Source organism: Streptomyces sp. GESEQ-35, assembly GCF_017948485.1.
Lineage (GTDB): Bacteria > Actinomycetota > Actinomycetes > Streptomycetales > Streptomycetaceae > Streptomyces.
Map to the genome: position 1 here is coordinate 92,897 of NZ_JAFFSX010000013.1, position 22,178 is coordinate 115,074.

Genomic DNA, 22,178 nt, shown 5'->3' on the forward strand with positions numbered 1-22,178 from the left:
CGGAGGAAGCGCGATGGGCGTGCGCAAAAGGCTCCAGGACTGGCCCGTCTACCGCCAGCTCACCGGAGCGGATCCGCTGGGCCGCGGCAGCGCCGTCACCTCGCCGCACACCCGGGGGCTGCGGCCCCGCACCGACACGGCCGAGCGGATCACCCGGTCCGTGTGCCCGTACTGCGCCGTCGGCTGTGGCCAGCAGGTGTACGTGAAGGACGACAAGGTCGTCCAGATCGAGGGCGACCCGGACTCGCCGATCAGCCGCGGCCGTCTGTGCCCCAAGGGCTCGGCGACCCTCCAGCTCACCACCGGAGACGCCCGCCGCCACCAGGTGCTGTACCGGCGCCCGTACGGCACCGAGTGGGAGCCGCTCGACCTGGAGACGGCCATGGACATGGTCGCCGACCGGGTGGTCGAGACCCGGCGCCGCACCTGGGAGTGGGAGCACGAGGGACTGCGTACCGCCCGCACGCTCGGCATCGCCAGCCTGGGCGGCGCGACCCTCGACAACGAGGAGAACTACCTGATCAAGAAGTTGCTGACCGGCCTCGGCGTGGTCCAGGTGGAGAACCAGGCCCGGGTCTGCCACAGCTCCACCGTCGCCGGCCTCGGCACCTCCTTCGGCCGCGGCGGTGCCACCACCTTCATGCAGGATCTCCAGCACTCCGACTGCATCGTGATCCAGGGTTCCAACTTCGCCGAGTGCCACCCTGTGGGCTTCCAGTGGGTCATGGAGGCCAAGGCGCGCGGCGCCCGCATCATCAGCGTCGACCCGCGCTTCACCCGCACCAGCGCTCTCGCCGACCTGTACGTCCCGATCAGGGCCGGCACCGACATCGCCTTCCTCGGCGGGATCATCAACCACGTCCTCACCGAGGAGAAGGACTTCCGCGAGTACGTCCTCAACTACACCAACGCGGCCACGCTGGTCGGCGAGGACTTCCGCGACACCGAGGACCTCGACGGCGTCTTCTCCGGGCTCGACGAGGACAAGCACCACTACGACCCGCGCAGCTGGCAGTACGAGGGCGTCGAGGTCCAGCAGCCCACCGGAGACGCCGACGAGCAGTACGAGGACCGGGTGCGCGAGGCCGCGGGCCCGGAGGCGCACGGCTCCGGCGGCGCCCGTACCGGCCACCTCGCCCCGAGGGACGAGACCCTCCAACACCCGCGCTGTGTCTACCAGGTCCTCAAACGGCACTTCGCCCGCTACACACCCGAGCTCGTCGAGGAGGTCTGCGGCATCCCCCGCCAGACCTTCCTGCGGGTCTGCGACGACCTGACGGCCAACTCCGGCCGCGACCGCACCAGTGCCTTCGCGTACGCGGTCGGCTGGACCCAGCACTCGGTCGGCTCCCAGTACATCCGCGCCGCGAGCATCCTCCAACTGCTCCTCGGTAACATCGGCCGCCCCGGCGGCGGCATCCAGGCTTTGCGCGGCCACGCCTCCATCCAGGGCTCCAGCGACATCCCGACGCTGTTCAACCTGCTGCCCGGGTACCTGCCCATGCCGCATGCCCACGCGAACCAGACGCTCGACGACTTCGTCACGGCCACCCGCACGGAGAAGGGTTTCTGGGCGAACATGCGGGCCTATCTGGTCAGCCTCCTCAAGGCGTACTACGGCGACTCGGCCACGCCCGAGAACGACTTCTGCTTCGGCCATCTGCCCCGGCTGACCGGCTCCCACGCGACGTACGACACGGTCATGGCGCAGCTCGACGGTGTCTGCAAGGGCTACTTCCTGATGGGCGAGAACCCGGCCGTGGGCTCCGCCAACACCAGGCTTCAGCGCCTCGGCATGGCGAACCTCGACTGGCTCGTCGTACGGGACTTCTCGCTCATCGAGTCGGCGACCTGGTGGCAGGACGGACCCGAGATCGAGAACGGGGAGCTGCGCACCGAGGAGATCGGCACCGAGGTGTTCTTCTTCCCGGCCGCCGCGCACACCGAGAAGTCCGGCTCCTTCACCAACACCAACCGCTGGGTGCAGTGGCACCACGCGGCCGTCGAACCCGAGGGGGACGCGCGCAGCGACCTGTGGTTCATGTACCACCTCGGCCGCCGCATCAAGGAGAAGCTGGCCGGCTCCTCCGACCCGATGGACCGGCCGGTCCTGGACCTCGCCTGGGACTATCCGGAGGACGGCCCACTCAGGGAGCCCGTGGCCGACGCCGTCCTCGCCGAGATCAACGGGCATGCGCCGGACGGGAGTCCGCTCAGCGCCTACACCGAGCTCAAGGACGACGGCTCTACGCGGTGCGGCTGCTGGATCTACTGCGGGGTGTACGCGGACGGGGTCAACCAGGCGGCCCGGAAGAAGCCGGAGTCCGAGCAGGACTGGGTCGCCGCCGAGTGGGCCTGGGCCTGGCCCGCCAACCGCCGCATCCTCTACAACCGTGCCTCGGCCGCCCCCGACGGCACTCCGTGGAGCGAGCGCAAGGCGTACGTGTGGTGGGACCAGGCCGAGGGGAAGTGGACCGGCCACGACGTCCCCGACTTCGTGCCCGACCGTGCCCCCGGCTTCGTACCGGACGAGGACGCGACCGGCCCCGACGCGCTGCGCGGTGACGACCCGTTCATCATGCAGGCCGACGGAAAGGGCTGGCTGTACGCGCCCGCGGGGTTGGAGGACGGGCCGCTGCCCACCCACTACGAGCCGCAGGACTCGCCGTTCCGCAACGCCCTCCACCCGTCGACGTCCCGCAACCCGACCCGGCAGCTGCTGGCGCGCGAGGGCAACCGCTACCACCCGAGCGGTGACGAGCCGGGCGCCGACGTCTTCCCGTACGTCGTCACCACCCACCGGCTGACCGAGCACTTCACGGCGGGCGGGATGAGCCGCTGGTCGTCCTATCTGTCCGAGCTGCAACCGGAGTTCTTCTGCGAGGTGTCGCCGGAGCTGGCCGCCGAGCGCGGTCTCACGCACGCCGGCTGGGCCACTGTCGTCACGGCGCGGGGAGCGGTCGAGGCGCGGGTGCTGGTCACCGAACGGATCCGCCCGCTGAGGGTGCAGGGCCGTACGGTCCACCAGATCGCGCTGCCCTTCCACTGGGGCCCGAACGGACTGTCCAGGGGCGACGCCGCCAACGAACTCGTCTCCATCGCGCTCGACCCCAACGCCCACATCCAGGAGGACAAGGCTCTCACCGCCGACATCCTCCCGGGCCGCCGCCCGCGCGGCCCCGAACTGCCCCGGCTGCTGGCCGAGTACCGCAGCCGCGCGGGCATCACCGGCAGCACCGGAACGGAGGTCCGCAAGTGACGGACGAGACGGCGACAGGCAGCCAGGAACGGGTGGGCTTCTTCACCGACACCTCCGTCTGCATCGGCTGCAAGGCCTGCGAGGTGGCCTGCAAGGAGTGGAACGCGATCCCGGAGGACGGCCTCTCCCTGACCGGCATGTCGTACGACAACACACAGGCGCTCGGGGCGTCGACGTGGCGGCACGTGGCGTTCATCGAACAGCCGACGCGACCGACGACGACGGAGCCCGCCACGCCCGACGGTCCGCCCACGTCGGACGGGCGTACCCAACTCCCGCTCGCCGATGGCGAGTTCCGCTGGCTGATGTCCTCCGACGTGTGCAAGCACTGCACCCACGCGGCCTGTCTCGACGTCTGCCCGACCGGGTCCCTCTTCCGCACCGAGTTCGGCACGGTCGTCGTCCAGGAGGACATCTGCAACGGCTGCGGCTACTGCGTGCCCGCCTGCCCGTACGGCGTCATCGAGCAACGGCCTGCCGACGGACGGGTGTTCAAGTGCACCATGTGCTACGACCGGCTCGGCGCCGGACAGGAACCGGCCTGTGCGAAGGCATGTCCGACGGAGTCCATCCAGTTCGGCCCGCTGGACGAACTGCGGGAGCGTGCCGCGCTGCGCGTCGACCAACTGCACGAGGCGGGCGTGGGCGACGCCCGGCTCTACGGCCACGATCCGGACGACGGGGTCGGTGGTGACGGGGCGTTCTTCCTGCTGCTGGACGAGCCGGAGGTGTACGGCCTGCCCCCTGACCCGCGGGTCACCACCCGCGACCTGCCCGCCATGTGGAAGCACGCGGGCGCGGCGGCCCTGTCCCTCGTCGGCACCGTGGCGGTGTCCTTCGTTCTGCCCATGCTCGGCCGGCGGAAGGGGACATCGTGAAGGGCGAGGGCAGGCAGCGGGGTCAGCAACCGATGGTGCCGCGCGCCGAGTTCGAGTCGTACTACGGGCGGCCGGTGATCAAGCCACCGTCCTGGTCCGCGACGGACATCGCCGGGTACTTCTTCCTGGGCGGGCTCGCGGGAGCGGGGTCGGTCCTGGCAGCGGCCGCCCAGCTGACGGGCCATGACAGGACGGCGACCGCGCTGAAGGTGTCCTCGCTGGCCGCCGTGTCGTGCTCCGCGGCGGCGCTCGTCCACGATCTGGGCAGGCCCGCCCGGTTCGCCCACATGCTGCGGGTGTTCAAGCCGACCTCGCCGATGAGCATGGGCTCGTGGCTGCTGAGTGCCTACGGCCCGCTGGCCGGCGCGGCGGCCCTCACCGCCGTCACCGGGCGGCTCCCGAAGGCGGGATCTGCCGTTACCGGGGGCGCCGCCGTGCTGGGCCCGGCGGTGGCCACGTACACGGCGGTGCTCGCGGCGGACACCGCCGTCCCCGCCTGGCACGGGGCCCATCGCGAACTGCCCTATCTGTTCGCCGCCTCCGCGACGGCCGCAGCGGCCGGGATGGCCCTGGTGACCGGGCCCTCGGCGGAATCGGCCCCCGCACGCTGCGCCGCCGTCCTGGCCGCGACCGCCGAGACCGCCGCCACCCGGGCCGCCGAACAGCGTCTCGGCATGGTCGCGGAGACCTACCGTGAGGGCCGCGCGGGCACCCTCCTCCGCGCTGCCAGGGTCCTGACCTGCGCGGGAGCCGTGGGCGCCGCCCTCCTGGGCCGCCACCGCCCGGTCGCCGCCGCGAGCGGCCTCGCCCTGCTGGCGGGTTCCGCCTGCACTCGCTTCGGCGTCTTCGCCGCGGGGGTCGCGTCCGCCGAGGACCCGAAGTACACGGTGGTTCCGCAGCGCGAGGAGGCGGGTGCCGGCAGCGGGAGCTGAGGGCCGTCTGCCGGCTGCGGATTCGATGCGGCTTGCCGCGCACCTCCCCGGCGTTCCAGGAGATCCTCCCGATGCACAGGCCCTAGCGGACCAGACCGTGCAGCAGGAGTTCGGCGAGTTGGGCGTAGGCCTCGGCGTCTCCGAGGCCTGTGGCCGCAGCGACCTGGCGGTTCTGGATGCGGACCATCACCGACGTGATGACGTCGGCCGCGAACGCCACGTGCACCTCGCGGAACACGCCCGCTTCGACGCCTTCGTCGATCAACTGCTCCACCCGGTGGGCGGCCGCCCGCGTGTTGCGTTCGTAGACGTCCGCGGCGGGCCCGAACCCGGCCACGTCGTCGAAGAACTGCGGTGACAGCGGACCGAGTTCCGCCGCCACGGCGTGGAGGTAGGCCGACAGCCGGGCAGCCGGATCGGTCTCGGCCGCCAGAGCGGCATCGACTCGCTCGGTGGCTCCCCGGAAGAAGTGCACGACCGCGGCCCGGACGAGCTGTTCCTTGCTGTCGGCCAGCCCGTACAAGGTGCGCTTGGAACACCGCAGGCGCGCGGCCAGGTCGACGAGCGTGAAGCGGGCGAAGCCCTCCTTGGTGAGCAGCTTCACCAGCGCCTCGAAGAGCTCGGAGCGCCGGGCGGCGCCTCGGCCGGTGAGCTTGGGGCCGGTGGGAGCGGAGGCCTTGATCATCCGGTCAGTATCCCAGGCCCGCATCCCTCGGTATCCGTGGCCGGCATCTCAGTGCCGTCCCGCCCGATCCCGCTGTGACATCCCACCCAGACCCGCTACTCTAAGAGGTACTGACGTACCGCTTTGAGTACCGTTTGGAGCCGTGATGGCCGTCGACCGCATGCTTCCCACCCAAGAAGCAGAAGACCTGATGGCTCTGACCCGGGAACTCGCCGAAAAGGAACTCGGCAAGCGGGTCGAGGCGCACGAGGCCGAGGAGAGCTACCCGGAAGGCCTCTTCGACGTCCTCGGCCGGTCCGGTCTGCTGGGCCTGCCCTACCCGGAAGAGCACGGCGGCGGCGGTCAGCCGTACGAGGTGTACTTGCAGGTTCTGGAGGAGCTGGCGAGCCAGTGGGCCGCGGTCGCTGTCGCCACCAGCGTGCACACCCTGGCCTGCCACCCGTTGTACGCCTTCGGTACCCCGGCTCAACAGGAACGCTGGCTGCCCCGCATGCTGGCCGGTGAGCTCCTCGGCGGCTACAGCCTGTCCGAAGCGCAGGCCGGCTCGGACGCGGCGGCCCTGTCCTGCAAGGCCGAACGCCTACCGGACGGCTACCGCATCACCGGGACCAAGGCATGGATCACCCACGGGGGCAAGGCCGACTTCTACGCCCTCTTCGCCCGCACCGCGCCGGGCAGCCGCGGCATCTCCTGCTTCCTGGCCCCCGGCACGGCGGAAGGCCTCAGCTTCGGCCGGCCCGAGCGCAAGATGGGCCTGCACGCCGTCCCGACCACCTCGGCCATGTGGGACGGCGCGGTCATCGACGCCGACCGGCTGATCGGGGCGGAGGGCCAGGGCCTGGAGATCGCGTTCAGCGCCCTGGACTGCGGCCGGCTGGGCATCGCCGCCTGCGCGACCGGGCTCGCCCAGGCTGCCCTGGACACGGCCGTCGCCTATGCCAACGAACGCACCACCTTCGGCCGGAAGATCGTCGACCACCAGGGACTGGGTTTCCTGCTCGCCGACATGGCCGCGGCGGTGGACTCCGCCCGCGCCACCTATCTGGACGCCGCCCGTCGCCGCGACCTCGGCCGCCCCTTCAGCCGCCAGGCCAGCGTGGCCAAGCTGGTCGCCACGGACGCCGCGATGAAGGTCACCACCGACGCCGTTCAGGTACTGGGCGGCTACGGCTACACGCGGGACTTCCCCGTCGAGCGCTATATGCGCGAGGCGAAGATCATGCAGATCTTCGAAGGGACGAACCAGATCCAGCGGCTGGTCATCAGCCGTCATCTGGCCCGCTGACGCACCATCAATCCATCAACACCGTCTGGTCGTCGGCCTCGCGGCTTGGCGTCTGTGGCGCGCCCCGGCTACGACCCGGGACGTGTATCCGCCCCCGGGAAGCGCATCATCCGCCGACCGGGAGCCGCGGAACGCTCGGAATCGATGAGCTCCGTCATCACATGCAGAGCCTGAGCGAGGGATTCGCGGAGTGGCGGGCCGTCCGGCCGGTCGGGCTGGAAGGCCCAGTTCTCCACGGCGATGCGCAGCGCGGCATTGAACATGCCCGCTTCCAGGCGGACGGCGAGGTCGATTTCGGGCCGGTCGGTGCCTTCGGCGATCGCCGCGGCGAACACCGCCTCTGCGTCGAAGTGCGTCTCCAGCCAGACGGCGCGCAGTCCGGGCTCGTCACGGCTCAGACGTACGAGATCCCGCAGGGCCCCCAGACGCCTGGCGCCGATCACGCCGGGATCGTCGGCGCTCGGCATGGCCCGGGTGAGCGAGCTGCCTCCGCTCCAGTAGTCCCGTAGGCGCTCGGTCACCAGGTCCAGGCCCGCGGTGAGCAGCGGGCGTGCGCACTCCTCCTTGGAGCGGAAGTACCGCCACAGGGTGCGCGTGGACACTCCGGCGGCCGAGGCGATGTCCTCCGCGGTGGTCGCCGCCACGCCCTGGGTGACGAAGAGCCGGACCGCCTCGTCGGCGATCTCCATACGCGTCGCTTCGCGGCGCCGCTCCGTCAACGGTGGTCGCCCCGTGCGGCTACCGGGCTGACCGCCCATGCACCCCTCCTCGACACAGTTGCGCTGATCTTAGTTCATGGCGCACTGCGACTTTGTGGCACACCGAGACAGCTGGTGCTACGGTGACGGACGTTTCAACTTCTCCATGGACACGTCAATTTCGGTTGCTCGCGGCCGACTTCGAGGAACAGGCCGGCGCTGCCTGCCCGCGGCCACGAGGGGCCCCTCCCGACGGGAGTCTCATGTCCGACAGCTCTTCCCCTCGCCTCGCCTCCGGTGTGAGCCGCCGAAAGGTGCTCGGTGCGGCTGCCCTCGGCGCGACCGCACTCGGCGGGTCCCTGGCCGGCGCCGGCCAGGCGTCGGCCGTGACGTCCGCGGCCCCGGCATCCGTGACCGAGCGCCGCGCACGGGCCGTGGTCGTGGGCACCGGCTTCGGCGGCGGCGTGACCGCGCTGCGGCTGGCCCGGGCCGGCGTGTCCACCCTGGTCCTGGAGCGCGGCCTGCGCTGGCGCACCGGCCCCAACGCCACCACGTTCTGCCGCTTCGCGAACATGGACAACCGCTCCGCCTGGCTGACCGACCATGCCGTCGTCGGCGGCGGCAACCAGACGTGGGAGCCCTACACCGGCGTACTCGAACCCGTCGTGGGCAACGGCATGACCGCTATGGTCGGCGCGGCGGTCGGCGGCGGCTCGATCATGTACCACGGTATGAGCCTCCAGCCGACGAAGGCCGACTTCGCCAAGTCGATCCCGGTGGCGGCGGGCCTCTACGACGACCTGAACCTGTGGGCCTACCCGACCGTCGCCCGGATGCTGGGCATCTCCACCGTCCCCTACGACATCCTGGCCTCGGACCCGTACACGTCCTCCCGTCTCTTCCAGGAGGTCGCTCCGAAGGCGGGCCTGACCCCGTTCAAGGTGCCGCTGCCCATCGACTGGAGCTACGCGAGGGGCGAGCTGACCGGCCAGTACCAGCCGACGTACACCACCAGCGACATCGCCTTCGGCGTCAACAACGGCGGCAAGAAATCCATCGACGTCACCTACCTCGCCCAGGCGGAGTCCACCGGCCTGGTCGAGGTGGCGCCCCTGCACGTCGTGCGTGATATCGCCATGGACGCGAACAAGCGCTGGGTGCTGTCCGTCGACCGCATCGACACCGCCGGCACGGTGCAGGAGCAGATCCGCATCACCGCCGACGCCGTCTTCCTCAACGCCGGCTCCCCGGGCACCACCCGCCTCCTGGTCAAGTCCCGCGCCAAGAACCTGATCCCCGACCTGCCCGACGCCATCGGCACCGGGTGGGGCAACAACGGTGACCGGATCTGGGCCTGGATCAACCCGACCGCCGGCGACGCCGGAACCATTCAGGGCGGCCCCGCCTGCATCGGCGGCACGGACAACACGAGCTCCATCCCGCTCACCGTCATCCACGCCGGCTCGCCCATCCAGCAGGCCGGCGTCACCGCCCTGACCGTCGTCGGCTTCGGCATCGTCGAGGGCGCGGGCACCTGGGCCTACGATGCCGCCGCCGACGACGCCGTCCTCACCTGGCCCGCCGCGGCGGAGGCGGAACTCCAGGCACAGATCGCGATCCGTATGCAGGCCATCGCCACGGCCGGCGGCGGCATGATGATCGACACCAACGCGACCGCCCCCTCCACCTGGCACGCCCTCGGCGGCGTCCCGATGGGCGACGCCGTCGACCTCACCGGCCGCGTCCTGGGCCACAAGGGCCTCTACGTCCTCGACGGCGCCCGCATCCCCGGCTCCACGGGTGCCTGCAACCCCTCCCTGACCATCGCCGCCCTGGCCGAACACAGCATGCAGACCATCGTCCGCCAGGACGTCGGCCGCGTTTTCTAAGGCAGGAGATGTCATGCACATCGATCTCACCGGGGCGGCACGAGTCCGCCCCCACCTCTTAGTGGCAGCCGCGCTGATCTTCCCGCTCCTCCTCGGAGCCCCCGCCTCGGACGCCGACCCCATCGCCCACACGGCGGCGAGCCCGACCGTCACCGGCCCGGTGACGGGCGGAAAAGGTGCCGTCGTGCTGGCGGGGACGGCATTCGACCTCGGCAGTGTGGGATACACACAGTCCGAGTTCTTCCTCTCCGGGAACGCCGAGTCCTACGTACCGACCGCGCCCCTCGACTCCGACGGACGCTGGCAGGTGACGCCGGCGGGCACCGCCCCGTACACCACCCGCGTCGTCGTGAACCGGCCCGCCGATCCGGCCGACTTCAACGGCACCGTCGTCGTGGAATGGCTGAACGTCACCGGCGGGGTGGACGCGGCCCCGGAGTGGATCTACACCCACAACGAGCTGATCCGCGAGGGCTACGCCTGGGTCGGCGTCTCCGCCCAGGCCACCGGAGTGACCGCCACCGAGACGGCGGACCCGGTCCGCTACGCGGCCTTGTCCCACCCCGGTGACAGCTACTCCTACGACATCTTCAGCCAGGCCGGCCAAGCCGTACGGGACTCGGCCGCCACGGTCCTCGACGGGCTCCGTCCCCGCACCGTGCTGGCCAACGGCGAGTCGCAGTCGGCCTTCCGGCTCACCACGTACATCAACGCGATCCAGCCCCTGGTGTCCGTGTACGACGGATTCCTCGTGCACAGTCGCAGGGACACCGGCGCGCCCCTGTCGCAGGCACCCCAGGAGGACGTCCCGGCTCCGGCGGTCGTCCGCTTCCGCACGGACACGGACGCACCGGTGCTCGCCGTGCAGACCGAGACCGATGTGATCGCGCTCGGTTCCCTGGCCGCCCGGCAGGACGACACCTCCCGCCTCCGGCTCTGGGAGGTGGCCGGCACCGCGCACGCCGACGCCTACATCGGCCTCGGCGCGGGTGACGACGGCAGCGGCGCCGCGGGACTCCTGGGGCTGAACGCCCTGCTCAGTCCCCCGACCCGGCCCGGCTGCGGCTCACCGATCAACACCGGCCAGGCGCACTACGTCCTGGATACCGCGGAGTTCGCGCTGAACCGCTGGGTGACGACCGGTGTCCCCCCGGCCAGGGCGCCCCGCCTCCAGGTGGACACCTCCGGCTCCGCACCCGCCTTCGTCCTCGACGCCCACGGCAACGTCGAGGGCGGGATCCGCACACCATCGGTCGACACACCGGTGGCCAAGTTGTCCGGTCTCGGGCAGTCCGGGGCGTCGTTCTGCTTCCTGTTCGGTACGACCACCCCCTTCACCGCCGAGAAGCTGACGGCCCTGTATCCCACCCACGCCGCGTTCGTCCGGCAGTGGACGGCGGCCACCGCGCAGGGGGTCGGCGCCGGCTTCCTCCGCCCGGCCGACGCGGCGGAACTGGTCGGTGCGGCAAGGCAGTCCGGCATCGGCGGCTGACCCGCCGCCCTCCGATACGGCGTCAGACAGGACTTCAGCGCTCGATGCTCCTTTCCTTGCTCGCCGCAGCGCCCCGGCTCATCGCGAGCACGGCGTCACGGCGGCTCAGCGGGCCGAACGGCGAACCACCGGTCGGGTTCTCGCTGCCGTGGATCCAGGTGGGACCGTCGGCGAGATGGGTGAGCGCCGCCTCCGCGACGTCCGCGGGGTCGGCGAGCGGGCCGCCGTACGACTCGCCTTCCGCCTCGCGCATCCGGCGGTGGGACGGGGTGTCGGTCCTGCCGAGCACGAGCCCCAGAACGTCCACACCGCTGCCTCGCCACTCCGCCCACAGGCTCTCCGCGAGGATGAGATCGAACGCCTTGGTGGCCCCGTAGGTGGCGAGTGCGGCGCCGCCGGCCCAGGCCGCGCCCGAGGTCACCAGCACCATGCCCCCTCGGCCCCGCGCCACCATCGGGGCGCCGAAACGGTGGGCCGCTTCGAGTACGGCGGTGCAGTTGCGGTGGACCAGTTCCAGGTGGGTGCCGAGGTCCCGGTCGAGGAACGCGACGCTGCGGGTGTCGGCGCCGGCGTTGTACACGAGGAGCCCGACCTCCAGGTCCGAGGTGACGCGCTCGAGTTCCGCCAGGGCGCCCGGGGCGCTGAGGTCGAGCGCGACCGTCCGCACCTCGACGCCGTGCCGGGCCCGGAGGTCGTCCGCGGCCGCCTCCAGTACGGGGATGCGCCGCGCCACCAGTACGACGTTGATGCCCCGCGAGGCCATGCCATGCGCGAACGCGACACCGACTCCGTCGGACCCGCCCGCGACGATGCCCCAGGGGCCGTATGCGCTGGTCACAGTTGCCTTCACCTTTCGATTGACCGGCTACGCGGACGTGCCGTCGGCCGCGGGCGGCGCCAGCATCGCGCGGGGTCCGGGGGTGCCGTCGAGGTTGGCGTTGATCCGCTCGGCGATGCGCCAGCCCTGTGCGGTGCGCACCCAGTGCCAGGTGTTCGCGGAGACCTGGAAGACCCAGAAGCGGCCGGCGTCGGTGTCCCAGCGCAGGTGCAGCGCGTGGCTGCGGCCGGTGGCCCGGTCGCCGTCGACGACCACGTGCGGCGTGGTCAGGACGTGGCCGCAGCCGTTGTGGAGCACGCTCTGGTGGCCTGCGCCGTGGACCATGCCGGCGATGTCGTCCCGGCCTTCCATCCGCAGGTGGGGGATCGCGTCGAAGACGCCGTCCTCGGTCCAGAGCCCGGCCGCGGCCTCGCCCGAACCACTGTCGACGGCGGGCCCGTACTGCGCGACGAGCTGCATGATGTCGACCTGGTCCTGAAGGGTGTGAACCTGCGCCGCCAGTCTCTCGACGGTGGCGCGCAACTCGTCGATCTCACTCATCTTCCGTGTTCCTTCACGGTCAGGGCACGACGACGATGCGGGCCGGTCCGCCCGCGTCCCGTGCCGCGTCGAGCGCGTCGGGCACCTCGTCGAGCCCGACGGTTCCGCCGAGCATCGGCCCGACGTCGAGGCTGCCGGAGCAGACCGCCTCGAACGCCTCGTCCCAGTGGGCCATCGACGGACCACCGCCGAACTGGATGTTGAGGCCCTTCCGCTTGGCGGTCAGGGTGTGCAGGTGATCGCCCTCCGGCGGACCACCCACGGAGAAGATCCGGGTGCCGCGCTCGCACCCCTTGACGATCGAGTCGAGGACGCCCGGGACACCGACGCACTCGAACACGACGCAGCCCGGCAGTCCGGCCGTGGCCATCAGCTCCTTCGCCGACTCGGCCGTTCCGCGGGCGACATCACGCCATGCCCGGTACGGCGAGATCCCGGCGGGGTCGATGACCACGTCGGCTCCCATGGCCAGCGCGGTCGCCCGTCGCGAGGCCACGAAGTCGACCGCCACGACCGGCCCCACGCCGAGGCGCCCGAGCTGTGCGATCACCGACAGGCCGATCGCGCCGCAGCCGATGACGAGCGGTGCCTCCATGGTCGTGACCTGGGCACGCGACGCGGTCGACCAGCCCACCGAGATCGCGTCGGCGACGCACACGACCTCGCCGGGGAGGCCGGAGACCACGACCCGGGTGATGGCCTCGGTCAGCAGCAGGTACTCGCCGAATCCGCCGGGGGAGTCCGGGTTCTGCCCGATGATCCTGCGGCCGGCGGCGGTGGACAGCACCGGCAGTGAACTCACCCGGGTGCCGACGGGGATACGGCGCTCGGTGCCGGGGCCGTGGTCGACCACCTCGGCGCAGTACTCGTGGCCCATGACGATGTCGGCGTCCTGGTCGTACGTCGACATCCCGCTGTCGTCGTCGGCGCCCGCCTCAGGATGATCCATGAAGTGGAGGTCCGACGCGCAGATCCCGCACGCGAGCGATCGGACGAGGAGCTGGCCCGGTCCGGGAACCGGATCGTCGATGGTCCGCACCTCGACCGTCCCACCCCGCAGCACGGCAGCACGCATCAGGTTCCCCCATCCGAGAAGACGGTTCTCGCCTCCGTCCTGGGACTGTAGCGACGTCGTGCGAGTTATAGAAGACCGTCTCCTATAAATGCGGCTACGATGCACGGCATGCCAGAGTCCCGCCGTCGCCCGGGTCGTCCACGTGACACGAGCATCGACGAACGGGCTCTCGCGGCCACGCGCGAACTCCTCGTCCGGCGTGGTTTCGACGCGACGACGATCCAGGCCGTCGCGGAGCGCTCCGGCGTGCATGCGTCCGCCATCTACCGTCGCTGGCCGTCACGGATCGAGCTGATCGAGGAAGCGACCTTCCCCGGGCTCAGCCCGATGAGCGTGCGGCCGACGGGCGATCTCCGTCGCGATGTCCGCCGGTTCATCCGCGCCTACCTGGCGGCCTTCAACGCGCCGGCGGCGCGTGCGGCCGCGGCCGGTCTCCTCGCGCACCACCAGGCGTCGAGGCGGCCGCGTCCGCCGGAGTTGGACCTGAGGGTGTCGGCACGGCCGCAGTTCCAGGACATCCTGCGCGCCGCACCGCCCGGAAGCGTCGACCCCGCCGTCGACCCGGACGACGTCTTCGACATGCTCCTCGGCGCCGTGCTGGCCCGCACCCTCCTCCTCAACGTCACGACGCGCCAACGTCCTCTGGAGCGCACCGTCGAGATGGTTCTCCGGCTGCTACGCCCCCTCGACGGCGGCGAAGCCGCCGAGCCGCCCTCCCGGCAGCGGTAGTCCAGGCGGCAACCAATCAGGTCGATCGCCACGCCGGGAGCGGGAGTTGCTCACGTCTCAACTGTCGTTTCGTACGCCTGAAATCCGGGCGCGAGCGCGCGCAGTGCCTGGTCGAGGAAGTCGCTGAGGTCGGAGCCGTCGTGGCGCAGCCACTGTTCGTAGGCGGCCACGGCGGCGCCCAGGCAGGCGTGGGCGATCACCTGGGGCAGCAGAGCGTCGGTCGGGCGGCCGAGACGTGGGGCGACGAACTCGGCGACCACGGCGCGCCATTCGGCGTACCGGAGCGTGGAGTGGGCCTGTAGCGCGGGCACTTGCATGATCAGCGACATCCGCACGCGGTGCCAGGGGAGCTGGGACGCGTCGAGACGGTTGAAGTCGACGATCGCTTCCCGCAACGCGTCCATCATCGGCAGGTCGCTCGGGTACGCGGCGAGCACCGCCCGCATGCGTTGCAACTCCTCCTCGAAGTTGCCCCAGACCGCGTCGTTCTTCGACCTGTAGTAGCGGAAGAACGTGCGGCGTCCGATGCCGGCGGCGGCCGCGATGTCCTCCACGGTGACCTCGTCGAAGCCGCGCGCGGAGAAGAGCCGCAGGGCGTGCTGTTCGAGTTGCGCGTGGGACGTCGACGGCCGGCGTCCGGTGCGGGAGGCCCGGTCGGCGCTGGGTGAACTCGGCGACTTCTGCACGCACTCTTCCTTTCGGCACCAGGTGCCATTATGGTCCCGGACAGTGGAGAACGTTCATATCCGGCAATGAGAGGGAGCTTCTCATGGGTGCTGCGACACCGGCCTCCGATCCCTTTGCCCAGGACGAGCGGGCACGCGAGGCGGACCTCGCGGACCAGGACCTGGTCGAGGACGACCTGCTGGTCGAGGAGGTCTCCATCGACGGCATGTGCGGCGTGTACTGAACCGGGTCGACCGATGCCGCCTTTCGATCTGGACCGGGCCTGGACCCTGCACCCGCAGGTCGCGGTGCGCCCGGAATCCTTCGGTGCCCTGCTCTACCACTTCGGAACCCGGCGGCTGTCGTTCCTGAAGGACCGCAGACTCCTCGCCGCGGTACGGCACTTGGCCGACCGGCCGAGCGCCGCGGCCGCCTGCGCGGACGCCGGTATCCGTGAGGACGAACTGGCGCGCTACCGGACGGCACTGGCCACGCTGGCGACTTCGCACATGATCGTGGAGCGCAACTCCCCTGAAGAGGAGGCGACATGACAGCACCGGCGGCCCGCCTGGTGGATCACTTCCAGTACGGCCTGGACGCCCCGATCTGCCTGACCTGGGAGCTGACCTACGCCTGCAACCTGTCCTGTGTGCACTGCCTCTCCAGCTCGGGCCGCCGCGACCCGCGTGAACTGAGCACCGAGGAGTGCAAGGCCGTCATCGACGAGCTCGAGCGCATGCAGGTCTTCTACGTCAATATCGGCGGCGGCGAACCCACCGTCCGCCCCGACTTCTGGGAACTGGTCGACTACGCCACCGCCCATCGTGTGGGCGTGAAGTTCTCCACCAACGGTGTCAGGATCACCCGGGACACGGCACGCCGCCTCGCCGCCTCCGACTACGTGGATGTGCAGTTGTCCCTGGACGGCGCCACCGCCGAGGTGAACGACGCCGTGCGCGGGGAGGGTTCGTACGCCACCGCCCTGCGTGCGATGGGGCATCTGCGGGAGGCGGGCTTCGCCGGGTTCAAGATCTCCGTGGTGGTCACCCGGCACAATGCCGGCCAACTCGACGCGTTCCAGGAGCTCGCCGCCCGTTACGGCGCCCAACTGCGGCTCACCCGGCTGCGGCCGTCCGGTCGCGGCGCCGACGTCTGGGACGAGCTGCATCCGACCGCCGGGCAGCAGAAGGAGCTGTACGACTGGCTGGTGGCGCGCGGCGAGAACGTGCTCACCGGTGACTCCTTCTTCCACCTGTCCGCCTACGGCGACCCGCTGCCCGGGCTGAACCTCTGCGGCGCCGGCCGGGTGGTCTGCCTGATCGACCCGGTGGGTGACGTCTACGCCTGCCCGTTCGCCATCCACGACGCCTTCCGGGCCGGAAACGTGCGCGACGAGGGCGGCTTCACCCGGGTGTGGCGCGCGTCGGACCTCTTCGCCGACCTGCGGCGTCCGCAGACGGGTGGCGCGTGCACGAACTGCTCGGCGTTCGACGCCTGCCGGGGCGGCTGCATGGCGGCGAAGTTCTTCACCGGGCTGCCGCTGGACGGCCCGGACCCGGAGTGCGTACGGGGTCATGGCGAGGCGGCCCTGGCGGATCCGCACCGTACGGTCCCGGCTCCCGCCCAGGACCACTCGCACCGCACCAGCCGTGAACCGGCCGCCCGCGAGCCGGTGTTCGTGACCATCGGCAGCCGGTCCGGCCCCCGGACACCGCCGGTGTCCGCGTGCGAGGACCACCCGCTCGCCGGGTTCCGTCTCCCTTAGACAACGAAGAGGTACGTCGTCATGGGCAACCGTTGGTTCGAGACCGTCGAACACGCCCGGCAGCGGGCCGCGAGGCGACTTCCGAAGTCCGTCTACAGCGCCCTGCTGGCGGGCTCGGAGGCCGGTGTGTCGTACCGGGACAACACCGCCGCCTTCCAGGAACTGGGCTTCGCCCCGCACGTGGCGGACCTGTCCGCCGAGCGGACCACGGCGACCACGGTCATGGGCCAGGAGATCGCCCTCCCGGTGATCATCTCGCCCACGGGCGTCCAGGCCGTCCACCCCGACGGGGAGTTGGCCGTCGCGCGGGCCGCCGCCGCGCGGGGGACCGCGATGGGGCTGAGCTCCTTCGCGAGCAAACCGGTCGAGGAGGTCGTGGCGGCCAACCCGCGCACGTTCTTCCAGATGTACTGGCTCGGGTCGAAGGACTCCATGATCCGGGTGATGGAGCGGGCCCGCGCCGCGGGCGCGGTCGGTCTCATCGTCACCCTCGACTGGTCCTTCTCCCACGCCCGGGACTGGGGCAGCCCCTGGATTCCGGAGCGGCTCGACCTGAAGGCGATGGTGAAACTGGCCCCGCAGGGCCTGTCCCGGCCGGGCTGGCTGCTCGACTACGCACGCTCCGGCAGCCTCCCGGACCTCACCCTTCCCAACCTGGCGGGCCCCGAGGGCACAGCACCGGCCTTCTTCGGCGCGTACGGGGAGTGGATGGGCACCCCGCCGCCCACCTGGGACGACATCCGCTGGATGCGCGACGAGTGGCAGGGCCCGTTCCTGCTGAAGGGCATCTCGCGCGTCGACGACGCCCGGCGCGCGGTGGACGCCGGGGTCACCGCGATCTCGGTGTCCAACCACGGCGGCAACAACCTCGACTCCACGCCCGCGCCGATCAGACTGCTGCCCGCGGTGGCGGACGCGGTCGGCGACCAGGTCGAGGTGCTCCTCGACGGCGGTGTCCGGCGGGGCGGGGACGTCGTGAAGGCCCTGGCGCTCGGTGCGCGGGCCGTGCTGATCGGCCGCGCGTATCTGTGGGGGCTCGCGGCGGCGGGGCAGACGGGAGTGGAGAACGTCCTCGACATCATGGCCGGGGGCATCGACTCCGCGCTGCGTGCCCTTGGCCGGTCCTCGGTCCATGAACTCACCCCGGACGACGTCCTGATCCCGCCCGGCTTCACCCGCACGCCGGGAATCAGGGAGCCGGTATGACGGACCTGACCCGGATGGCCTGGCCCACCGTGCCGGACCGGCCCCTCGTCCTGGTACCGCTCGGGTCCGTCGAACAGCACGGCCCCCATCTGCCCCTGGACACGGACACGAGGATCGCCGACGCCGTCGCCCGCGGTGCGGCCCGGCGGCTGCCAGGACCGGTGCTCGTGGCGCCGCCGGTCGCGTACACCGCCAGCGGTGAGCACCAGTCCTTCCCCGGTACCGTCTCCATCGGCAACGAGGCGCTGCGCTGCGTGCTCCTGGAGCTCGTCCGCTCGCTGTCCCTCTGGTCGGGCCGCATCGTGTTCGTCAACGGCCATGGCGGCAACGTCCGTTGCCTCGCCGAAGCGGTCGGCCGACTGACCGAGGAGGGACACGACGTCGAGTGGGCGCCCTGTTTCCCCGCGGGAGGCGACGCACACGCCGGTCACACCGAGACCTCGCTCATGCTCCATCTCGCCCCGGATCTGGTGGACATGACCCGGGCACGACCAGGAAACCCCGCGCCTCTCGCCGAGTTGATGCCCGCGCTCCTCGCCGGGGGCGTCGGTGCCGTGTCGCCGTCCGGCGTGCTCGGCGACCCGACGACCGCGACGGCCGAGGACGGCGCCCGGCTCCTCGACGAGTTGATCGGCGATGTGGCCGGACGACTGTGCCCGCAGGAGGTGCGGCCGTGATCGACTCCAGCGGACGCGTCGCCCTCGTGACCGGGGCGGCCCGGGGGATCGGTGCCGCGACCGTACGGGCCCTGTGCGCCGAGGGGTATGGAGTGCTCGCGCTCGACGGGTGCGCGGGCAGCGGTCCGGACCGGGGCGCCGGAGTGGACTACCCGCTCGCCGACCGTGAGGAGCTGGAGAAACTCGGTGCGGAGTATCCCGGCCAGGTGCTCGTCGAGGTGGCCGACGTACGGGACCGGGACGCGCTGGACGCGGCGGCGGCCAGAGCGGTCGCACGCTTCGGGCGGTTGGACGCCGTGGTCGCCGCGGCGGCCGTCATCTGCGGTGGCGAACCCCTGTGGGAGATCCCGGAAGCGCATCTGCGGACCTTGTGGGACGTCGACGTCATGGGCGTGTGGAACACCGCCGCGGCCTGTGTGCCCCACCTGCTCGACGGACCCGCCCCGAGCGGCTGCCGGTTCGTCGCCGTCGCCTCGGCGGCCGGCACCCGCGGCCTGTTCCACCTCGGCGGCTACGGCGCCGCCAAGCACGCCGTCATCGGGCTGGTGCGTGGGCTCGCGGCCGACCTCGTCAACACCGGGGTGACAGCCGTGGCGGTCTCCCCGGGCTCCACGCGCACCGCCATGCTGGAGGCGACGGCCGCGCTCTACGGCCTCGACGACGTCGAGTCGTTCACCGACTCCCAGCTCACCGGCCGGCTGGGCGAACCCGAAGAGGTCGCCGCGCTCATCGCCTTCTGCTGTTCCCCGCAGGGCGCGGTCGCCAATGGCTCCGTCATGAGTGCGGAGGGGGGATTCCGGGGGTGAGCGCCACACTGCCGCACGGGTCCCTCGTCGAACTCGGGCCACAGGTAAGGGAGTACGACGCAGGCCGCATCCTGGTCGGTGGGGCGCCGCCCCGGCTTGTACGGCTCGGGGCGAGGGCCCTGCCGCTGCTGAAGAACCGCCGGATCCGCCTCGACGACCCGTCCTCCGTACGGCTCGCGGAGCGGCTCCTCGCCCTCGGGATGGCGCACCCGGTGACCGCCGAACTCCCGCCCTTCGACGCGTCACAGCTGACCGTGGTCGTGCCGGTCCGGGACCGGGCGCGTGAACTCGACCGGCTGCTGTCCGCCATCGGCGGCGGAACGCAGGTGATCGTCGTCGACGACGGCTCGTACGATCCGTACGCCGTGGTCCGTGTCGCCGCCCGGCACGGTGCCCGGATCGTGGTCCTCGACGTCAACCGGGGCCCGGCGGCGGCCCGCAACGCCGGTCTGCGGCAGGTCCGTACGCCGTATGTGGCCTTCGTGGACTCGGACGTCGTCCTCGGCCCGGACGCCTTGCTCGACCTGCTGCGGCACTTCCACGACCCACGGCTGGCCCTCGTGGCCCCGCGGGTCCTGGGCCTGGACGGCTCCGGTGGCTGGGCCGCGCGGTACGAGGCAGCGCGTTCCTCGCTGGACGTCGGGCCCGAACCCGCTCTCGTACACCCCCGTTCGCGTGTGTCGTGGATCCCGAGCGCCTGTCTGGTGGCCCGTGTCGACGCGCTGGGGCACGGGTTCGACGAGGGGTTGCGGGTCGGTGAGGACGTCGACCTGGGGTGGCGGCTGGCCGGCGAGGGGCGGCGGGTCCGCTACGACCCGTCCGTGACGGTCCGGCACGACCATCGCACCCGCGTCACCGACTGGCTGGCGCGCAAGGCCTATTACGGCTCCGGGGCACACGCGCTGGCCGTGCGGCACGGCTCCGCGATCGCCCCGGCCGCCCTGACACCCTGGGCGGCGGCGGTGGCGGCCGCATTGCTCGCCCAGCGTCGCTGGTCCGTGCCGGTGGCGGCGGCGGTGCTCGCGACGGTGTGCCGCGGGTACGCGCGCGATGTCACCGCCGGCAGCGCCGACCCGCGGCGGCTCGCCGTCTCGCTGACAGGGCTGGGGCTGGCCGCCACGGCGGGACAGACGTCGGCCCTGCTGCTGCGTCACTGGTGGCCGCTCAGCGCGGTGGGCTGCCTGGTGTCGCGCCGGGTGCGCAGAGCGACCCTGGTCGCCGCGGTCGTCGACGGGCTCCTCGAACACCGGCGCCTCGCCCCGGACTTGGACCCCGTCCGCTTCGTCCTGGCGCGGCGTCTCGACGACCTCGCATACGGCGCCGGGCTGTGGGCGGGTGCGGTCCGGGGGCGGTCGCCGCGCTGTCTCCTTCCCGAGATCCGCGGGCGCGTACGGTGAGCGAGGCTCCCGCCACGACCGTACGGCGATGGCTGCGCACCCTCGGCGACGTCGCGTACCCGACCGTCGGACCCACCGCCCCGGGGTGCCCGCTTCTGGACTGGGCGGCGTCCGGCGCCATGGCGCTGACCGGCGAGGCGGACGGCCCGCCCGTGCTGTCCCCGGGGCCGATGCTGTCCCTGGTGAGCGAGGTCGGCAGCGCGCTGCACCGGTTGACCGCCGGGTCCGGACGGCCGGTGCACGTCGGCTCCGCCCTGCTGCTCGGCGCACGTGCGGGCGCCCTGGGGCTGACCCGGCGCGGGCGTACCTCCGCAGGGGGCGCGACGCGGCTGCTGAAGTCGGCGGACGGGTGGTGTGCGGTGACCCTGAGCCGCCCGGACGACATCGACCTCGTGCCCGCGATGCTGGGCCGGGTGGACGTGAGCGACCCGTGGCAGGCGCTCGCGGCCGCCGCACACGACTCCGGGGCGAGCGAACTCGCCACGCACATAAGGATGTTCGGGGTCCCCGCCGCCGCTCTGCCGCAGGAGCCGCCCGTCGTCGACGTGCCGTGGCAGGTCTCGTCGCTCGCCGCTCCCGACCCGAACCCGCGGCTGGAGGGAGCCCTCGTCGTGGACTTCTCCTCCCTGTGGGCAGGCCCCCTCTGCGCGCACCTGCTGAGCCGGGCCGGCGCTCGGGTCATCAAGGTGGAGAGCACCCGGCGCCCCGACGGCGCACGGCGCGGGAACCGGCGGTTCTACGACTGGCTGCACGCCGGGCACGAGAGCGTCGCCGTCGACTTCACCTCGGCCGAAGCCCGCGCGAAGCTCGACCGGTTGGTCCGGGCCGCCGATGTCGTGATCGAGGCGTCCCGGCCGCGTGCCCTGGCCCAACTCGGGTTTGCGCCGGAGAAGTTGGAGCATCGTGCGGGCAGGGTGTGGGTCAGTGTCACGGGATATGGCCGCGCCCGGCCCGACCGGGTCGCCTTCGGTGACGACGCGGCGGTCGCCGGCGGGCTGGTCGGCTGGTCGAACGGCCGGCCGGTGTTCAGCGCCGACGCGATCGCGGACCCCCTGACCGGGCTCGTCGCCGCGCTGGCCGCGGTCGGCTCACTGGTCCACGGCGGCGGGCAACTGATCGACATCTCCATGCGCGACGTGGCGGCAGCGTTCGCCGGAAGCCCGCCGGTCGACCACGGACCACATCCCCTGCGGACGGACGCCGCCGGGCAGATGGTTGCCTGCCCGTCGCTCGGCCGCACCCAGGCGGTCCTCGCACCCCACGCGCCGGAGCCGGACGGTACGGCGGCCGCCATGGGCGCCGACACCGACCGGATCCTCAGGCGAGATTTTTCGTTCCGTGTATGACCTGTCCCTGGATGA

The 22,178-nt window shown here is 71.8% G+C and carries 21 protein-coding genes; 15 read left to right on the top strand and 6 right to left on the bottom strand.

The genetic code is table 11. From position 1 onward, the window contains the following. Positions 1–13 precede the first annotated feature (13 nt). From fdh to nrfD, 3 genes are read left to right on the top strand one after another with little or no spacing between them, the layout of a single operon-like run. Positions 14–3,259, top strand: a complete 3,246-nt coding sequence (gene fdh / locus KCH87_RS25080; RefSeq protein ID WP_210588493.1) for a formate dehydrogenase — start codon at positions 14–16, stop codon at positions 3,257–3,259. Next, a complete protein-coding gene (locus KCH87_RS25085) occupies positions 3,256–4,137 on the top strand; it encodes a 4Fe-4S dicluster domain-containing protein (protein ID WP_210588494.1) in 882 nt (293 codons plus the stop codon). The genes fdh and KCH87_RS25085 overlap by 4 nt, the downstream gene beginning before the upstream one ends. A gap of 32 nt (positions 4,138–4,169) precedes the next feature. After that, positions 4,170–5,069 (top strand): NrfD/PsrC family molybdoenzyme membrane anchor subunit, encoded by a 900-nt coding sequence (gene nrfD, locus KCH87_RS25090; RefSeq protein ID WP_210588633.1) that lies wholly within the window; start codon positions 4,170–4,172, stop codon positions 5,067–5,069. A gap of 82 nt (positions 5,070–5,151) precedes the next feature. Here the strand turns inward: nrfD and KCH87_RS25095 are convergent, their stop codons facing one another. After that, a complete protein-coding gene (locus KCH87_RS25095) occupies positions 5,152–5,754 on the bottom strand; it encodes a TetR/AcrR family transcriptional regulator (protein ID WP_210588495.1) in 603 nt (200 codons plus the stop codon). Between the two features lie 145 nt (positions 5,755–5,899). Here KCH87_RS25095 and KCH87_RS25100 point away from each other — a divergent pair, with 145 nt between their 5' ends. After that, positions 5,900–7,039: an acyl-CoA dehydrogenase family protein gene (locus KCH87_RS25100; RefSeq protein ID WP_210588496.1), complete on the top strand. Its 1,140-nt coding sequence runs from the start codon at positions 5,900–5,902 to the stop codon at positions 7,037–7,039. A 68-nt stretch (positions 7,040–7,107) separates the two neighbouring features. Here KCH87_RS25100 and KCH87_RS25105 read toward each other — a convergent pair whose 3' ends face one another. Further along, a complete protein-coding gene (locus tag KCH87_RS25105; protein WP_210588497.1) occupies positions 7,108–7,797 on the bottom strand; it encodes a TetR/AcrR family transcriptional regulator in 690 nt (229 codons plus the stop codon). A 203-nt stretch (positions 7,798–8,000) separates the two neighbouring features. On the opposite strand from KCH87_RS25105, the gene KCH87_RS25110 reads away from it, so the two are divergent. Next, the gene (locus KCH87_RS25110; protein WP_210588498.1) at positions 8,001–9,626 is read left to right on the top strand and encodes a GMC oxidoreductase; all 1,626 of its coding nucleotides are present in this window, start codon (positions 8,001–8,003) and stop codon (positions 9,624–9,626) included. Positions 9,627–9,639: 13 nt separating this feature from the next. Next, positions 9,640–11,118, top strand: coding sequence for an alpha/beta hydrolase domain-containing protein (locus KCH87_RS25115; RefSeq protein WP_247196765.1), 1,479 nt, complete (start codon positions 9,640–9,642; stop codon positions 11,116–11,118). 34 nt (positions 11,119–11,152) lie between these two features. Here KCH87_RS25115 and KCH87_RS25120 read toward each other — a convergent pair whose 3' ends face one another. From KCH87_RS25120 to KCH87_RS25130, 3 genes are read right to left on the bottom strand one after another with little or no spacing between them, the layout of a single operon-like run. Beyond that, the gene (locus KCH87_RS25120) at positions 11,153–11,956 is read right to left on the bottom strand and encodes an SDR family NAD(P)-dependent oxidoreductase (protein WP_308298903.1); all 804 of its coding nucleotides are present in this window, start codon (positions 11,954–11,956) and stop codon (positions 11,153–11,155) included. Positions 11,957–11,983: 27 nt separating this feature from the next. Continuing rightward, entirely contained in the window at positions 11,984–12,496 is a 513-nt protein-coding gene (locus KCH87_RS25125) for a nuclear transport factor 2 family protein (RefSeq protein WP_210588500.1), read from the bottom strand. A 19-nt stretch (positions 12,497–12,515) separates the two neighbouring features. Next, positions 12,516–13,571, bottom strand: coding sequence for a zinc-binding dehydrogenase (locus KCH87_RS25130; RefSeq protein WP_210588501.1), 1,056 nt, complete (start codon positions 13,569–13,571; stop codon positions 12,516–12,518). 108 nt (positions 13,572–13,679) lie between these two features. Between KCH87_RS25130 and KCH87_RS25135 the strand changes: the two genes are divergently transcribed. After that, positions 13,680–14,300: a TetR/AcrR family transcriptional regulator gene (locus tag KCH87_RS25135; RefSeq protein ID WP_210588502.1), complete on the top strand. Its 621-nt coding sequence runs from the start codon at positions 13,680–13,682 to the stop codon at positions 14,298–14,300. Between the two features lie 50 nt (positions 14,301–14,350). Here KCH87_RS25135 and mftR read toward each other — a convergent pair whose 3' ends face one another. Further along, a complete protein-coding gene (mftR, locus tag KCH87_RS25140; RefSeq protein ID WP_210588503.1) occupies positions 14,351–14,986 on the bottom strand; it encodes a mycofactocin system transcriptional regulator in 636 nt (211 codons plus the stop codon). An 83-nt stretch (positions 14,987–15,069) separates the two neighbouring features. On the opposite strand from mftR, the gene mftA reads away from it, so the two are divergent. From mftA to KCH87_RS25180, 8 genes are read left to right on the top strand one after another with little or no spacing between them, the layout of a single operon-like run. Then, positions 15,070–15,210, top strand: coding sequence for a mycofactocin precursor MftA (gene mftA / locus KCH87_RS25145; RefSeq protein ID WP_210588504.1), 141 nt, complete (start codon positions 15,070–15,072; stop codon positions 15,208–15,210). A gap of 13 nt (positions 15,211–15,223) precedes the next feature. Beyond that, positions 15,224–15,517: a mycofactocin biosynthesis chaperone MftB gene (gene mftB, locus KCH87_RS25150; protein WP_210588505.1), complete on the top strand. Its 294-nt coding sequence runs from the start codon at positions 15,224–15,226 to the stop codon at positions 15,515–15,517. Next, entirely contained in the window at positions 15,514–16,731 is a 1,218-nt protein-coding gene (mftC, locus tag KCH87_RS25155) for a mycofactocin radical SAM maturase (protein WP_210588506.1), read from the top strand. The genes mftB and mftC overlap by 4 nt, the downstream gene beginning before the upstream one ends. A 21-nt stretch (positions 16,732–16,752) precedes the next feature. Beyond that, positions 16,753–17,937 (top strand): pre-mycofactocin synthase MftD, encoded by a 1,185-nt coding sequence (mftD, locus tag KCH87_RS25160; protein ID WP_210588507.1) that lies wholly within the window; start codon positions 16,753–16,755, stop codon positions 17,935–17,937. Continuing rightward, the gene (gene mftE / locus KCH87_RS25165) at positions 17,934–18,614 is read left to right on the top strand and encodes a mycofactocin biosynthesis peptidyl-dipeptidase MftE (protein WP_210588508.1); all 681 of its coding nucleotides are present in this window, start codon (positions 17,934–17,936) and stop codon (positions 18,612–18,614) included. The genes mftD and mftE overlap by 4 nt, the downstream gene beginning before the upstream one ends. Beyond that, positions 18,611–19,420, top strand: a complete 810-nt coding sequence (locus KCH87_RS25170) for a mycofactocin-coupled SDR family oxidoreductase (protein ID WP_308298904.1) — start codon at positions 18,611–18,613, stop codon at positions 19,418–19,420. The genes mftE and KCH87_RS25170 overlap by 4 nt, the downstream gene beginning before the upstream one ends. After that, on the top strand, positions 19,417–20,817 hold the full coding sequence (mftF, locus tag KCH87_RS25175) for a mycofactocin biosynthesis glycosyltransferase MftF (protein WP_210588509.1): 1,401 nt from the start codon (positions 19,417–19,419) through the stop codon (positions 20,815–20,817). Before KCH87_RS25170 ends, mftF begins: the two co-directional genes overlap by 4 nt. Then, on the top strand, positions 20,814–22,163 hold the full coding sequence (locus tag KCH87_RS25180; protein WP_308298905.1) for a CoA transferase: 1,350 nt from the start codon (positions 20,814–20,816) through the stop codon (positions 22,161–22,163). The genes mftF and KCH87_RS25180 overlap by 4 nt, the downstream gene beginning before the upstream one ends. Positions 22,164–22,178: the final 15 nt, after the last annotated feature.